This is a genomic window from Aminobacter sp. BE322, assembly GCF_050433525.1.
In the GTDB taxonomy this organism is placed as follows: domain Bacteria; phylum Pseudomonadota; class Alphaproteobacteria; order Rhizobiales; family Rhizobiaceae; genus Aminobacter.
This window is the reverse complement of record NZ_JBNPXB010000015.1, coordinates 118075-130670: the sequence shown is the minus strand read 5'-3', so window position 1 is coordinate 130670 and position 12596 is coordinate 118075. Positions and strand designations below refer to the sequence as shown.

The window sequence follows — 12596 nt, the reverse complement described above, 5'->3', positions numbered from 1 at the left end:
CATTCGCCCCTTCCGCCGACGCCAGTCTCACAAACTCCTGCTTCTGCTTCATCGCGCTTCTGTCCTCGAACGCCATCCCGAACCCCCTCGCGCCATAGGCGCAAACCTGTTCGCGATGTCTTCGCACACCTGTTCGCGATGTCCCCGGTCCAAACAGTGGGGAGGGGTTAGGGGTGGGTGTACTCCCCCGCTCAAATCTTCAAACGCCTTCCGGCCGCAGGCGCCCCGGCCTATCGTGCCCCGACAAGCCCGTCCGAGAATCATGTCGCGCTCCGAACGCCTGCTCGACCTCATCCAGATCCTGCGCCGCCACCGCCGGCCGGTGAGCGGCATGACGCTTGCCGGCGAGCTCGACGTGTCGATCCGCACGCTCTACCGCGACATCGCCACCTTGCAGGGGCAGGGCGCGCCGATCGAGGGCGAGCCCGGGCTCGGCTACGTTCTCAGGCCCGGCTTCATGCTGCCGCCGCTGATGTTCACCGACGAGGAGATCGAGGCGATCGTGCTCGGCTCGCGCTGGGTGGCGAAGCAGCCCGACGCGCGGCTGTCGGCCGCCGCGACCGACGCGCTGGCAAAGATCGCGGCGGTGCTGCCGGACGACCTGCGCGACGAGCTCGACGCGACCGCGCTGCTGGTCGGGCCGAGCGAGGCGGCGAGCCGCGAAAGCGTCGACCTCGGCGTCATCCGCAAGGCGATCCGCGCCGAACGCAAGCTGGAGATGACCTACGAGGACGCCTCGGGCGCCAACTCCCGGCGCACGGTCTGGCCCTTCGCGCTCGGATTCTTCGACAAGGTCCGCGTGATGGTGGCCTGGTGCGAGATGCGGCAGGATTTCCGCCACTTCCGCGCCGACCGCATCTCCGATCTCGCTGCCACCGAGCAGCGATACCCGCGTCGGCGCGCCGCGATGCTGAAGGAGTGGCGCGCGACGCTCGACACTTCGCGCCGGCCTTGATCGCTGCTGCCAGAATCTGACAGTGGCCGGCATTAGCCTGGTCTCCGTAGCAACAGCGGAGAGCAAGCCATGGCCACCCCCAATTTCGTCATCCTCTATGTCGACAGCCCCGAGGCGAGCGGCGCGTTCTACGCCAAGCTGCTCGGCCGCCAGCCGGTCGAATCCTCGCCGACCTTCGTCCTGTTCGTGCTCGACGGCGGCTTCAAGCTCGGCCTGTGGTCGCGCCATACGGTCGAGCCGGCTGCTTCGGTGGCGGGTGGCGGGGCCGAGATCGTCCTGGCGCTGGAGACGCCGGATCAGGTCGACGCAACCCATGCCGACTGGGCCGGGCGCGGCATCGAGATGGCACAGGCGCCGACCGACATGGATTTCGGCCGCACCTTCGTCGCGCTCGACCCCGACGGCCATCGCCTGCGCGTCTACTGGCTGAACGATGGTGCCGGAGCTTGACCATGGGCGCCAACTGGCTCGCGATCGCCTCGGCCGGGCACGTCCGTGTCGGCCGTTCCGCCGGCTTCATGCAGGTCTGCCACGGCAAGGCCGGCCCGCTGCGCCGGATCGGCGCCGGTGACGGCGTGGTCTATTACTCGCCGTCAAACGGCTTCGGCGTGAAGGACGGGCTGAAGTCCTTCACCGCGATTGGCCGGGCGCGTGGCGGCGACCCCTACCGCTTCGACATGGGCGGCGGCTTCGTGCCGTTTCGCAAGGGTGTCGACTGGGCCTTGGCAAGGGAGGTGCCCATAGCCGCGTTGCTCGGGCGTCTCGACCTCACCGCCGCGCCCAATTGGGGCTACCAGCTGCGCTTCGGGCTCTGCCCGCTCGGCGAGCGCGACTTCCGCGTGATCGCGGCAGCCATGGGAGCCGAGGTCGATCTCAGGCTTTCGGCTTGAGGGCACCATAGACGGCGATGCCGGCGGCGAGGTCCTCGAGGGCGGCGCCCACCGACTTGAACAGGGTGATCTCGTCCGCCGACTGGCGGCCGGTCTTCTGGCCGCGGGCGAGTTCGTGCAGGTCGGCGACGATGGCGTCGGCCTCGAGCACGCCCGAAGCGATCGGCTGGACGATGTCGCCGGCTTCCTTGGTGGCGCCGGCGCGGGTGTCGACATAGACCCGTGCCCGGGCGACCGCGTCGTCGTCGGCCTCGCGCATGCCGGGCGTGAAGCCGCCGACGAGGTCGACATGGGCGCCGGGCTTGAGCCTGGCGCCCTTGACCAGCGGCACGGTGGAGATCGTGCCGGCGGTGACGATGTCGGCCCAGCCGAGTTCGGCGTCGAGATCGACGACGGCCCTGGCGTCGAAGCCTTCGCTCCTCAGCGACGCGGCCAACGTCTCGGCATTGGCCGGCGTGCGGTTCCAGATGCGGATTTCCTCGATCGGGCGCACCGCGGCGTGCGCCCGCGCCAGGAATTGGCACTGCGCGCCGGCGCCGATCACCAATAGCTTCGAGGCGTCGTCGCGGGCGAGATAGGTTGCGGCCAGCGCCGAGGCGCAGGCCGTGCGCCACTGCGTTAGCCGCGGCCCGTCCATCAGCGCCTGCGGTTCGCCGGTGACGCCGTCGAGCAGAAGGTAGAGGCCGACCACCGCCGGCTTGGCGATGGTGTTGTTGTCGGGCGAGACGGTGACGATCTTGACGCCGATATGGCCGCCGGCCGCCGTGGCGGGCGCCTTGAAGTCGGTCCAGGCCGGCATCAGGAGCAGCGTCGAATCCGTGCCCTGCGCCCGCTCGATCGTGTGGTGGTGGCGCACCGGCTGCACCGCGCCCTCGCGGAAGGCTGTCCGCAGGGTCTCGACCAGGCCGGAAAAGCTCAGCGCCCGGTCGATGTCGCCGGCCGAAAACTGCAGCATGAGATCCTCCCTGAGAGATGCGGCGCGGGACCGGTCAGTTGGGGCGCGGCAGGGCCGGGCCTTGCTGTGCCGGGGCGGGACGCTGGGCGGCCTGGCGCAGGCTCTCGGCCTCGAGGCCGCGCTGGCGGGCGACCTTGCGGTAGCGCCCCTGCTTGAACCAGGTGACGGCGCTGCCGATGACGATGCCCGCGGCAAGCGCCAGGAAGAGCAGCACGAAGAGCGGCGCCTGGATGGTGAGGGCCGGATTGCCCGGATTGAACGGATCGAGCGTGAAGGGCGTGGCCATGCGGTTGGCGACGGCGAGCGCGATCAGCACGATCGCCAAGGGCACCAGGACCACGATGAGCATGAAGCGGTTGAACATTTATCTTCCCGTTTGAAACCCGCGCCGCCCACCCCGAAGGGTCACTTGGTGTCGTTGAGCCGCTCGCGCAGTTCCTTGCCGGTCTTGAAGAACGGCACCCACTTCTCCTCGACCTCGACGGATTCGCCGGTGCGCGGGTTGCGTCCGGTACGGGCCGGGCGGTTCTTGACCGAGAACGCGCCGAAGCCGCGCAGCTCGACGCGGTTGCCTTCGGCCAGGGCATCGGTGATCTCGTCGAATATGGCGCTGACGATGTTCTCCACGTCCCGCAGGAACAGATGCGGGTTGCGGGTGGCGATGATTTGCACCAGTTCGGACTTGATCATGTGCGCGGTCCCCGTAATGCCGATGATTTTATTTGTTTTTCAGTTGCCTAAGGCAGCTTTTTCAGCCTGCCAGAGGGACAGCATACCGTCAAGGAACAAGCGGTCGGCGCCCATTTCCCTAAACAGCTCGGCCGAGAAGTCGCCCATGCCCAGCGCCCGGCCGAGCGCCTTGGCCAGCGAGGTCGGCAGGAAGAAGCTGCCGGTGTCTTTCGGCTTCCATTCCACCACTTCGAGCTTGGCGTCGACGCCCTTGGTGCCGAGCCAGGCGATGGCCTGGTCTTCGCCGCCCACCTCGTCGATCAGCTTCCTGGCGAGGGCCTGGCGGCCGGTGAAGACGGAGCCGTCGGCGAGCGCGGTCGCCTCGGCCTTGGACATGGCGCGGCGCTCGGCGACGATGCCGACGAACCAGTCGTAGCTGTCGAGGATCATGCTGCGCATCATCGCCCGCTCGGGCTCGGTCGTCGGGTTGAACGGCGAGGGTTCGGCCTTCAGCGGCGAGGACTTGATCTCCTCGAGCTTGACGCCGAGCTTGTCCATCATGCCGGTGAGGTCGGGAAACTGCACGAGCACGCCGATCGAGCCGACGATCGAGGACTTGCGCGCCACGATGTGGTCGGCGCCGGAGGCGATCATGTAGCCGGCCGAGGCGGCCAGCGTGCCGACCTGCGCCACGACCGGCTTCTCGGCGGCGAGCTTGCGCACGGCGTCGAAGATCGCCTCGCCGCCGGCGGTGGTGCCGCCGGGCGAATCGATGGACAGGATGACGCCCTTGACCGACGCGGACTGGCGGATCTTGTCGAGGCGTTCGAGCAGGTCCTCGTCCTCGGTGATGGTGCCTTCGATCTTGACCTTGGCGATGTGGGGCGTGGCGACGCCCGGTATAGTCTCTCCCGCCATCCAGGTCGAAATGCCGACGATGGCGAGGGCTGCGACGGCGAGGGTGGCGACACGCCAGAAGGTCAGCTTGCGTCGCAACCGGCGGCGGTCGATCAGATCGTCGGCTCTCGTGGTCATGAAACGCCTCGCGTGCTTGCAGGCCTGCGCTTTTAAAGCAAGGCTCGCGTGAGGGCCACCGCTTTCCTGACGCAGGTGCCGTTGCGGGAGCTTGGTTTTTTCAGCTAAATAGCCATATTCGGGGGTGTAAATCGGCCGGCGCTGCGCGGGAGGCGTGTGCACGGCCGTAACTCCTTGACCGAATGGTCATATTTTCGTGGCTTTCATCCGCTTGACGGTGCCGCACCAAGGGCACGGGCTGTTCGAAGAAGGACATTGACGTTGGCGCGACCAATCGAGACGAGCGGCGGCGGGAGCAGCGTTGCTGCGCAGACCGCGGTCGCGCTGGCGGCTTCGCGTTCCGATGCGTTCGACCGCGCCGCCCGCCATTCCCGGCGCGTGAGGTTCCTCAAGCGCGCGCTGCCGCTGGCCGGGCTCCTGCTTGCGGCGGCATTCGGCGGCTATGCCTATCTGATGGCGCCGCCGTTGCTGCAGGTAAAGGCCGAGGGCGCCGCCTTCTCGGAAGGCAAGCTGGTGATGGCCAAGCCCCAGTTGAGCGGCTTCACCAAGGCCAACCTGCCCTACTCGATGACGGCCGACCGCGCGGTGCAGGATCCGGCCAACCAGAACGTGGTCGAGCTCCTGGGGATCGATGCGAGCCTGCCGATCACTGCCGACAACATCGCCAAGGTCGATGCCGGGCGCGGCGTCTACGACAGGGACGGCAATACGCTCAATCTGTCGGAAAAGGTGACGGTGGCTACCAGCGATGGGATGGTAGCCAGGCTCAAATCGGCGTATCTGGACATGGGCAGCGGCCAGATGAGGACGACCGAACCTGTGGAGATCAGTCTTGACGGTTCGCGGATCACGTCCGATTCGATGTCGATGCTCGACAACGGAAAGGTCGTCGTCTTCGAGAAGCGGGTGCGCGTGGACATCGATCCGGCGCGGATGAAGGCGGCACAGAATGGCAGCGGAGGCGGGAGTGCGGCGAATTGATAACTGGCGGCCCTTGGCCGCGCTGGCGGGCATCGCCTTGGCGCTGGGCGCCGGCGGTGCTCTCGCCCAGGATAGCCAGAGCAGGCTCTCCGGGCTGAAGCTGTCCGGGGACCAGCCGATTCAGATCGAGAGCGACAAGCTCGAGGTCCGCGAATCGGAAAACCTTGCGATCTTCACCGGCAATGTGAGCGTGACCCAGGGCCCGACGGTGATGAAGTCGGGCAAGATGATCGTCTACTACGTCAAGGACGGCAAGGGCTCGGCCGCGACCGGCTCGGCCAACATCGACCGTCTCGAGGTCGACAACAAGGTCTACGTCAAGTCCGACAAGCAGGTCGCCACCGGCGACCGCGGCACCTTCGACATGAAGACCGAGGTGCTGGTGCTGTCGGGCAGCGAAGTGGTCCTGTCCGAGGGCGACAACGTGCTGGTCGGCTGCAAGCTGACGGTGCAGATGAAGTCGGGACTTGCCCAGGTCGACGGCTGCAACAAGGGCACCAAGAGCAATGGTCGCGTCATGATGTCGATCACGCCGGGTTCGCAGAAGAAGTAATGGCCGACGCATCCTCGCTGTTGTCGCGTCTGACGCCCGGCCTGGCGCGCAAGCAGCCGGCCGCGCCGGCGATTTCGAGCAGCACCAAGAACGGCAGGTTCAAGGGCACGCTGATCGCCAAGGGGCTTACCAAGAGCTACAAGGGCAGGCAGGTGGTCAGCGGCGTGACGCTGGGGGTGCGCGCCGGCGAGGCCGTCGGGTTGCTCGGCCCCAACGGTGCCGGCAAGACGACCTGCTTCTACATGGTCACCGGGCTCGTCCCGGTCGACCACGGTACCATCGAGATCGACGGCTTCGACGTGACCGCGATGCCGATGTACCGCCGCGCCCGTCTCGGCATCGGCTACCTGCCGCAGGAAGCGTCGATCTTCCGTGGCTTGACCGTCGAGAACAACATCCGGGCCATCCTCGAAGTGGTCGAGAAGAGCCGCAAGGAGCGCGAGATGGCGCTCGATTCGCTGCTCGAGGAATTCCACATCAGCCACTTGCGCAAGTCGCCTGCGATCGCGCTGTCCGGCGGCGAGCGGCGCCGCCTCGAGATCGCCCGCGCGCTCGCCAGCCGCCCGAACTACATGCTGCTCGACGAACCTTTCGCCGGTATCGACCCGATCGCGGTGGCCGACATCCAGCAATTGGTGCGCCACCTGACCCAGCGCGGCATCGGCGTGCTCATCACCGACCACAATGTGCGCGAGACGCTGGGCCTGATCGACCGCGCCTACATCATCCATGCCGGCGAGGTGCTGACGCATGGCCGCGCCGACGAGGTGGTGGCCAATCCGGACGTGCGCCGCCTCTATCTCGGCGAAGGCTTCACGCTCTGATCCCACAGGCGGCGTCGCCTTGTGGTGGAGCCGCGCGCCAGCCTTGCGACCCTGCGGTGAAAAGCGCGCGTTCGTCTTGAAGAACGGCCAATCTGCTTGACAAGCAAAAGCCGGGCCAGTTTGAATCCGGGCGATGGTCGCGGCGTTCCGCGACCGCTGCGTAAAGGGTGAGCAGAGACCTCGGGATGGCGCTGTCGGCGAAATTGCAGCTTCGGCAGTCGCAGTCCCTGGTGATGACGCCGCAGCTGATGCAGTCGATCAGGCTGCTTCAGTTCACCCACACCGAACTCGAGCGTTTCATCGACGAGGAGATCGAGCGCAATCCGCTGCTGGAACGGGCGGAGGTGCCCGACGATGCGGCAGGCGACCAGTTCCCGAAGATCGAGACCGCCGCCGAGGCTGCTCCGTCCCAGGGTGGCGACTGGTTCGACGCAGAAGCCGGATGGAGTTCCGAAGCCATCTCCGAAAAGCTCGACACGTCGCTCGAAAATCTGTTTCCGGACGATCCGGGTGCGGTCGAGCGCGTCGGCCCGGATCTCGCCATGCAGTGGAAATCGGCCGCGACCGGCGGCACGGGCGGCGGGTCCGATGGCTTCGACATGGAGGACATGGCGGCGGCGGCCGTCACGCTCAGGGATCATGTCGGCGAACAGGTCGCCTTCGCCTTCTCCGACCCCGTCGAACGGCTGGTGGCCGCCGAACTGGCCGACTGGCTCGACGACACGGGCTATTTTCGCGGCGAGCCGCCGGAGATCGCCCTGAGGCTCGGCGTCGAGGCTGCCCTGGTGCTCGAGGTGCTGGCCGCCTGCCAGGGGCTGGACCCGGCCGGCCTGTTCGCCCGCGATCTCGCCGAGTGCCTGCGCATCCAGCTCGCCCGCCGCGACCGGCTCGATCCGGCCATGGCCGCGCTCATCGACAATCTGGAGCTTCTGGCCCGGCGCGATTTCCACAGCCTGAAGCGCCTCTGCGGGGTCGACGAGGAGGATCTCCTGGCCATGCTGGGCGAGATCCGCGCGCTCGATCCGCGGCCGGGCGGCGCCTTTGCCGGGGGGGCGGCCGACACGATCGTGCCTGACGTCGAGGTACGCCAGGCGGTCGACGGCAGCTGGACGGTGGAACTCAATCCCGAAACGCTGCCGCGGGTCCTGGTCGACCAGGTCTACTTCGCCCAGGTCACCGCGCGGACCAAGGACGCAGCCGAACGCAGCTTCCTCGCCGAATGCCTGCAGAGCGCCAACTGGCTCACCCGCAGCCTCGACCAGCGCGCCAGGACCATCCTCAAGGTGGCCTCCGAGATCGTCCGCCAGCAGGACGCCTTCCTGATGCACGGCGTGCGCCACCTCAGGCCGCTCAACCTGCGCGCCGTGGCCGACGCCATCGGCATGCACGAATCGACGGTCAGCCGCGTCACCGCCAACAAATACATGCTGACCCCGCGCGGCGTGTTCGAGCTGCGCTATTTCTTCACCGCGGCGATCGCCTCGGCCGAAGGCGGCGATGCGCACTCCTCCGAAGCCGTGCGCGACCGCATCCGCAAGCTGATCGAGGACGAGGATCCCGCCCTGGTTCTCTCCGACGACGCCATCGTCGACGTCCTGAAGAAGGACGGCGTCGATATCGCCCGGCGCACGGTGGCCAAGTATCGCGAGGGCATGAACATCGCCTCGTCGGTGCAGCGGCGGCGTGAGAAGCGGGCGATGGCGAGTGCCGGCAAGTGAGCTCCGAGTGCCGGTTCCGGCGGCTGGTCCGGGCCTTGATTGACAATCCCTAATGAAGTGTCTAGAAGCCCGCCCGCATGAGGCGGGGCCGGCCCGCCAGCAAGATTGCGGCGCCGCCAGGCCTTGCAGGAATGGGCGGGTATGGCCCGTTTTCGTGAGTGGTGGACAGCCGGGCGTTCGGACTTAAAAACGGTGTGCCATGCGAGCCAACGCTTGTTTGCATCGACCACGGGTATAAACTCGGATCAGTTTGAAGTCTGAACAGAAAAGGTCAGTTTTCAGATGAGCCTGCGCATTTCGGGAAAACACATGGATATCGGCGATGCGTTTCGCATACGCATCCAGGACCGCATCGGCGAAGCGATCGGCAAGTATTTCGATCGCGGCTTCTCCGGACACGTGAACGTGATGAAGTCCGGGTCTCGCTACACCGCTGACTGCATGGTGAGGCTCGATTCCGGCATGTCGCTGCAAGCGACCGGAGACGCACAGGAACCGGTTGCCGCGTTCGACGCGGCCGCCGACAAGCTCGAGACCCGCTTGCGGCGCTACAAGCGCCGTCTGAAGTCGCACGCTTCCGGCAGCGGCAACGGCGCCCTGACCGACGTTACCTATTCGGTTGTGGCTGCCCTCGCCGACGACGACGAGGAAGTGCCCAGCGATTTCTCGCCTGCCATCGTCGCCGAGTCGACGATGGTCCTGAAGACGATGTCGGTGGCTTCCGCCGTCATCGAGCTCGACACCAAGGACAGCCCTGTCGTGGTGTTCCGCAATGCTCGCAACGAGCATCTCAACATCGTCTATCGCCGGCCGGACGGAAACATCGGCTGGATAGATCCCTCGACCGCAAAGGTCGCCCAGGGATAGTCGCCACCGTCCGCATGCGGGGCAAACGGGCAATGCGGCGGTGTGCAGAGCAAGGGATATTTCAGAATGGATCTGAGTGATCTGATCGAGGTACCGGCGATCATGCCGGCCTTGAAGGCGAACTCGAAGAAGCAGCTTCTGCAACTTCTCGCCGAACGGGCCGCATCGATCTCCGGCATCCCCGAGCGGGAGGTGTTCGACACCATACTCCAGCGTGAACGGCTGGGGTCGACCGGTGTCGGCAACGGCATCGCCATCCCGCATGGAAAGATCGCCGGCGTGAAGCGCATCACCGGCGTCTTCGCGAGACTCGAAACTCCGGTCGATTTCGAGGCGCTCGACGACCAGCCGGTCGACCTCGTCTTCCTGCTCCTGGCGCCCGAAGGGGCGGGCGCCGATCATCTCAAGGCGCTGTCGCGCATCGCCCGCGTGCTGCGCGACGCGGACACCGTCGCCAAGGTCCGCGGCACGCGCGACGCGGCCGCCATCCACGCGCTGCTGTCGGAGGCGCCGGCGTCGCACGCGGCCTGATCGGATTGTCGGGAAAAAAGTTCGGAGGGGCCGCCCAGTGCGGCCCTTTTCATTTCGTCGGCCGCAAGGTCAGTGGATCGCGACCGTGGTCAGGTCGTTTTCCATCGCCCCCGCAAGCGCGCGGTCGCGCGCATCCGACAGCAGGATCGGTTCGCCGGTGGCGGCAAACAGCGCCCACAGCTCGAGGCCGGGAGCGATCTCCGCCATTCCGGGGAAGCGGCCGCGCAGTTCGTCGCTGGTCACTTTCCGGAGATAGGCGACCGAACCTTCGCCGAGATGGGCGAGTTCGCCCGCGGTGAGGATCTGCTTGTGGACAGCATTGGGCATTTTCAGCCTCCTTCTAGCCAGGACGCCATGATGGCCGCCCTGCATCAGAGCTTCGGCAACTTTTAGTCTGCTACCGATATGTTTATTTTCCGTACCAGCCGTTCGGCTTCCGGTCGGTCGAGATCGATCGAAAGCAGACCGTTCTTCAGTTCGGCCGCTGTCACCCGCATGCCGTCGGCAAGCACGAAGCAGCGCTGGAACTGCCGCGATGCGATGCCGCGGTGCAGGTATTCGCGTTCCCTGTCGTCGCTCTGGCGGCCCCGCACGATGAGCTGGTTCTCCTCGACGGTGACGTCGAGGTCGATTTCGGCGAAACCGGCGACGGCCAGGACTATCCGCAGCTTTTCGCCCCGCCCTTCGGCATCCCTGATGCGTTCGATATTGTAGGGGGGGTAGCTGTCGCCCGTCTTGGCCAGGCGCTCGAGCGTCTTTTCCATCGTATCGAAGCCCAGCAGCAGCGGGCTCGAAAAGGGCGTCATGCGGCTCATGTTACAGCTTGTCCTCCAAGAGCGACATAATGCGGAAAAACCCAAGTGGCATTTCTCCGCCTGTTGCTGATATGGTCCGCCGCTTCGGCAACTTCAAGACTGCAAAAAACTGCCCAACAAGGAAAGAAAATGCCCGAACCGCGCAAGATCATCATCGACACCGACCCCGGTCAGGACGATGCCGTCGCCATTTTGCTGGCGCTCGGAAGCCCCGAGATCGAAATTCTCGGCATTACTGCCGTAGCCGGGAACGTTCCGCTGAGGTTGACCGAAAAGAACGCCCGCAAGATCTGTGAACTGGCCGGCCGTCCCGACATCAAGGTCTTCTCAGGCGCCATCCGCCCGATGGTGCGTGAACTGGTCACCGCCGAGGAAGTGCACGGCAAGACCGGCCTCAACGGTCCCGAACTGCCCGAACCGACGATGAAGCTCCAGGAGCAGCACGCGGTCGACTATCTGGTCGAGACGCTGATGCGCGAGGAGGCGGGTACCGTCACGCTCTGCCCGCTCGGCCCACTGACCAACGTCGCGCTCGCCTTGATCCGCGAGCCCCGGATCGCGCCGCGCATCAAGGAAATCGTGCTGATGGGCGGCGGCTTCTTCGAGGGCGGCAACGTCACGCCTTCGGCCGAATTCAACATCTATGTCGACCCGCAGGCCGCCGACGTGGTCCTCCGCTCGGGCGTACCGATCGTGATGATGCCGCTCGACGTCACCCACAAGGCGCTGACCACCACCAAGCGCATCGACGCGTTTCGTGCGCTCGGCACCCGCGTCGGCACCGCGACGGCGCAGATGCTCGAGTTCTTCGAGCGCTACGACGAGGGCAAATACGGCACCGACGGCGGCCCGCTGCATGATCCGTGCGTCATTGCTTACCTTCTCAAGCCGGAACTGTTCAAGGGCAGGTTCTGCAATGTGACCGTCGAGATCGCCTCGGAGCTCACCATGGGCATGACGGTGGTCGACTGGTGGGGCGTCAGCAACCGTCCGAAGAACGCGACCGTCATGCGCGACATCGACCACGACGGCTTCTTCGCGCTGCTGGTGGAGCGGCTCGGCCGGCTGTGAGACGGACTGGCGTAGCGGCGCCGGATGCGGAAATGAAATGGGCGGCGCGAGCCGCCCTTTGCTTTTGGGCTATTTCGCCCGCGAGAAGGCGAGCCAGATGCCGCCGCCGATGAGGAAGCTGCCGCTGATGCGCGACATCAGCTGGACGCGGCGCGCGGACAGCAGCCTGCCGGCGCGGCCGGCTACGAGCGCGTAAGCCGAATCCGAGACGGCCGCAAACAGCATGGCTGTCGCGCCCATCACCCCGATCTGCAGCGCGTAGTCGCCCTGGGCGTCGATGAACTGCGGGAAGAAGGCCCCGAAGAAGATCAGCGTCTTCGGATTGCTGATCGCAACCAGGAGGCCCTGCAGGAAGAAGCCGCCGCGAGGTTTCCTGGCGGACCCATCGGCGGCCAGCTTTCCGCTGGAGCGGAACATCTGGACGCCGAGCCAGATCAGATAGGCGGCACCCAGCAGGCGCACCCATTCGAACCACTGGCCCATCGTCTCGATTGCCGAGGTCAGGCCGATGCCGACGATGGCGATCATGATGGCGAGGCCGGCTTGCGTGCCCAGCACGTTGGCAAGTCCGGCGCGGGTGCCGTGGCGCATGCTGGAGGCGATGATCAGGGTAACCGTTGGTCCCGGCACCAGCACGATGACGATGCAGGCAAGGACATAGGCGACGTAGAGTTCAAGCGACATGGCCACTCCTCCCAAGGGTCGCCATGACTAAGCATGCCGCGCTGCCGC

17 protein-coding genes are annotated in these 12596 nt (G+C 66.2%); 10 read left to right on the top strand and 7 right to left on the bottom strand.

Annotated elements, in window-relative coordinates; genetic code table 11:
- The first annotated feature begins 262 nt into the window (after positions 1–262).
- From J2X50_RS19485 to J2X50_RS19475, 3 genes are all read left to right on the top strand, one after another.
- Positions 263–955, top strand: a complete 693-nt coding sequence (locus J2X50_RS19485) for a helix-turn-helix transcriptional regulator (protein ID WP_429097502.1) — start codon at positions 263–265, stop codon at positions 953–955.
- Between the two features lie 69 nt (positions 956–1024).
- Entirely contained in the window at positions 1025–1405 is a 381-nt protein-coding gene (locus J2X50_RS19480; protein ID WP_429097500.1) for a VOC family protein, read from the top strand.
- Positions 1406–1407: 2 nt separating this feature from the next.
- Entirely contained in the window at positions 1408–1845 is a 438-nt protein-coding gene (locus J2X50_RS19475; protein ID WP_429097498.1) for an EVE domain-containing protein, read from the top strand.
- Here J2X50_RS19475 and J2X50_RS19470 read toward each other — a convergent pair.
- From J2X50_RS19470 to sppA, 4 genes are read right to left on the bottom strand one after another with little or no spacing between them, the layout of a single operon-like run.
- Positions 1829–2800 carry an ornithine cyclodeaminase family protein gene (locus J2X50_RS19470; RefSeq protein WP_429097496.1) on the bottom strand — a complete coding sequence of 324 codons (972 nt, stop codon included), beginning with the start codon at positions 2798–2800 and terminating at the stop codon, positions 1829–1831. The two genes, J2X50_RS19475 and J2X50_RS19470, sit on opposite strands and share 17 nt — an antisense overlap.
- Positions 2801–2834: 34 nt before the next feature.
- On the bottom strand, positions 2835–3164 hold the full coding sequence (locus tag J2X50_RS19465) for a DUF1049 domain-containing protein (RefSeq protein WP_347968561.1): 330 nt from the start codon (positions 3162–3164) through the stop codon (positions 2835–2837).
- 41 nt (positions 3165–3205) lie between these two features.
- Positions 3206–3490 (bottom strand): integration host factor subunit beta, encoded by a 285-nt coding sequence (locus J2X50_RS19460; protein WP_347968562.1) that lies wholly within the window; start codon positions 3488–3490, stop codon positions 3206–3208.
- Between the two features lie 39 nt (positions 3491–3529).
- Positions 3530–4504, bottom strand: coding sequence for a signal peptide peptidase SppA (gene sppA / locus J2X50_RS19455; RefSeq protein ID WP_429097494.1), 975 nt, complete (start codon positions 4502–4504; stop codon positions 3530–3532).
- A gap of 261 nt (positions 4505–4765) precedes the next feature.
- On the opposite strand from sppA, the gene lptC reads away from it, so the two are divergent.
- The 6 genes from lptC to ptsN all read left to right on the top strand — a co-directional run bounded on the left by lptC (position 4766) and on the right by ptsN (position 9978).
- Positions 4766–5485: an LPS export ABC transporter periplasmic protein LptC gene (gene lptC / locus J2X50_RS19450; RefSeq protein ID WP_429097492.1), complete on the top strand. Its 720-nt coding sequence runs from the start codon at positions 4766–4768 to the stop codon at positions 5483–5485.
- A complete protein-coding gene (locus tag J2X50_RS19445) occupies positions 5472–6038 on the top strand; it encodes an LptA/OstA family protein (RefSeq protein ID WP_429097490.1) in 567 nt (188 codons plus the stop codon). Before lptC ends, J2X50_RS19445 begins: the two co-directional genes overlap by 14 nt.
- Positions 6038–6862 (top strand): LPS export ABC transporter ATP-binding protein, encoded by an 825-nt coding sequence (gene lptB / locus J2X50_RS19440; protein WP_429097488.1) that lies wholly within the window; start codon positions 6038–6040, stop codon positions 6860–6862. Before J2X50_RS19445 ends, lptB begins: the two co-directional genes overlap by 1 nt.
- A 185-nt stretch (positions 6863–7047) precedes the next feature.
- Positions 7048–8580 carry an RNA polymerase factor sigma-54 gene (rpoN, locus tag J2X50_RS19435; protein WP_429097487.1) on the top strand — a complete coding sequence of 511 codons (1533 nt, stop codon included), beginning with the start codon at positions 7048–7050 and terminating at the stop codon, positions 8578–8580.
- Positions 8581–8862: 282 nt separating this feature from the next.
- Positions 8863–9447 carry a ribosome hibernation-promoting factor, HPF/YfiA family gene (gene hpf, locus J2X50_RS19430; RefSeq protein ID WP_429097485.1) on the top strand — a complete coding sequence of 195 codons (585 nt, stop codon included), beginning with the start codon at positions 8863–8865 and terminating at the stop codon, positions 9445–9447.
- A 66-nt stretch (positions 9448–9513) separates the two neighbouring features.
- On the top strand, positions 9514–9978 hold the full coding sequence (ptsN, locus tag J2X50_RS19425) for a PTS IIA-like nitrogen regulatory protein PtsN (protein WP_340041789.1): 465 nt from the start codon (positions 9514–9516) through the stop codon (positions 9976–9978).
- Positions 9979–10047: 69 nt separating this feature from the next.
- On the opposite strand, the gene J2X50_RS19420 is transcribed toward ptsN, so the two are convergent.
- On the bottom strand, positions 10048–10305 hold the full coding sequence (locus J2X50_RS19420; RefSeq protein ID WP_340041787.1) for a DUF1150 family protein: 258 nt from the start codon (positions 10303–10305) through the stop codon (positions 10048–10050).
- A gap of 62 nt (positions 10306–10367) precedes the next feature.
- Entirely contained in the window at positions 10368–10793 is a 426-nt protein-coding gene (locus J2X50_RS19415; protein ID WP_340041785.1) for an Hsp20 family protein, read from the bottom strand.
- Positions 10794–10922: 129 nt separating this feature from the next.
- Here J2X50_RS19415 and J2X50_RS19410 point away from each other — a divergent pair, with 129 nt between their 5' ends.
- A complete protein-coding gene (locus J2X50_RS19410; RefSeq protein ID WP_429097483.1) occupies positions 10923–11864 on the top strand; it encodes a nucleoside hydrolase in 942 nt (313 codons plus the stop codon).
- A 69-nt stretch (positions 11865–11933) separates the two neighbouring features.
- On the opposite strand, the gene J2X50_RS19405 is transcribed toward J2X50_RS19410, so the two are convergent.
- Complete coding sequence (locus J2X50_RS19405; protein WP_429097482.1) at positions 11934–12548, bottom strand: LysE family translocator; 615 nt, start codon at positions 12546–12548, stop codon at positions 11934–11936.
- Between the last annotated feature and the right edge of the window lie 48 nt (positions 12549–12596).

What these genes read in the sequence shown, in the direction of transcription:
- J2X50_RS19485 (WP_429097502.1), top strand. Translation starts at nt 263, where the DNA reads ATGTCGCGCTCCGAACGCCTGCTCGACCTCATCCAGATCCTGCGCCGC.
- J2X50_RS19480 (WP_429097500.1), top strand. Translation starts at nt 1,025, where the DNA reads ATGGCCACCCCCAATTTCGTCATCCTCTATGTCGACAGCCCCGAGGCG.
- J2X50_RS19475 (WP_429097498.1), top strand. Translation starts at nt 1,408, where the DNA reads ATGGGCGCCAACTGGCTCGCGATCGCCTCGGCCGGGCACGTCCGTGTC.
- J2X50_RS19470 (WP_429097496.1), bottom strand. Translation starts at nt 2,800, where the DNA reads ATGCTGCAGTTTTCGGCCGGCGACATCGACCGGGCGCTGAGCTTTTCC.
- J2X50_RS19465 (WP_347968561.1), bottom strand. Translation starts at nt 3,164, where the DNA reads ATGTTCAACCGCTTCATGCTCATCGTGGTCCTGGTGCCCTTGGCGATC.
- J2X50_RS19460 (WP_347968562.1), bottom strand. Translation starts at nt 3,490, where the DNA reads ATGATCAAGTCCGAACTGGTGCAAATCATCGCCACCCGCAACCCGCAT.
- sppA (WP_429097494.1), bottom strand. Translation starts at nt 4,504, where the DNA reads ATGACCACGAGAGCCGACGATCTGATCGACCGCCGCCGGTTGCGACGC.
- lptB (WP_429097488.1), top strand. Translation starts at nt 6,038, where the DNA reads ATGGCCGACGCATCCTCGCTGTTGTCGCGTCTGACGCCCGGCCTGGCG.
- rpoN (WP_429097487.1), top strand. Translation starts at nt 7,048, where the DNA reads ATGGCGCTGTCGGCGAAATTGCAGCTTCGGCAGTCGCAGTCCCTGGTG.
- hpf (WP_429097485.1), top strand. Translation starts at nt 8,863, where the DNA reads ATGAGCCTGCGCATTTCGGGAAAACACATGGATATCGGCGATGCGTTT.
- ptsN (WP_340041789.1), top strand. Translation starts at nt 9,514, where the DNA reads ATGGATCTGAGTGATCTGATCGAGGTACCGGCGATCATGCCGGCCTTG.
- J2X50_RS19420 (WP_340041787.1), bottom strand. Translation starts at nt 10,305, where the DNA reads ATGCCCAATGCTGTCCACAAGCAGATCCTCACCGCGGGCGAACTCGCC.
- J2X50_RS19415 (WP_340041785.1), bottom strand. Translation starts at nt 10,793, where the DNA reads ATGAGCCGCATGACGCCCTTTTCGAGCCCGCTGCTGCTGGGCTTCGAT.
- J2X50_RS19410 (WP_429097483.1), top strand. Translation starts at nt 10,923, where the DNA reads ATGCCCGAACCGCGCAAGATCATCATCGACACCGACCCCGGTCAGGAC.
- J2X50_RS19405 (WP_429097482.1), bottom strand. Translation starts at nt 12,548, where the DNA reads ATGTCGCTTGAACTCTACGTCGCCTATGTCCTTGCCTGCATCGTCATC.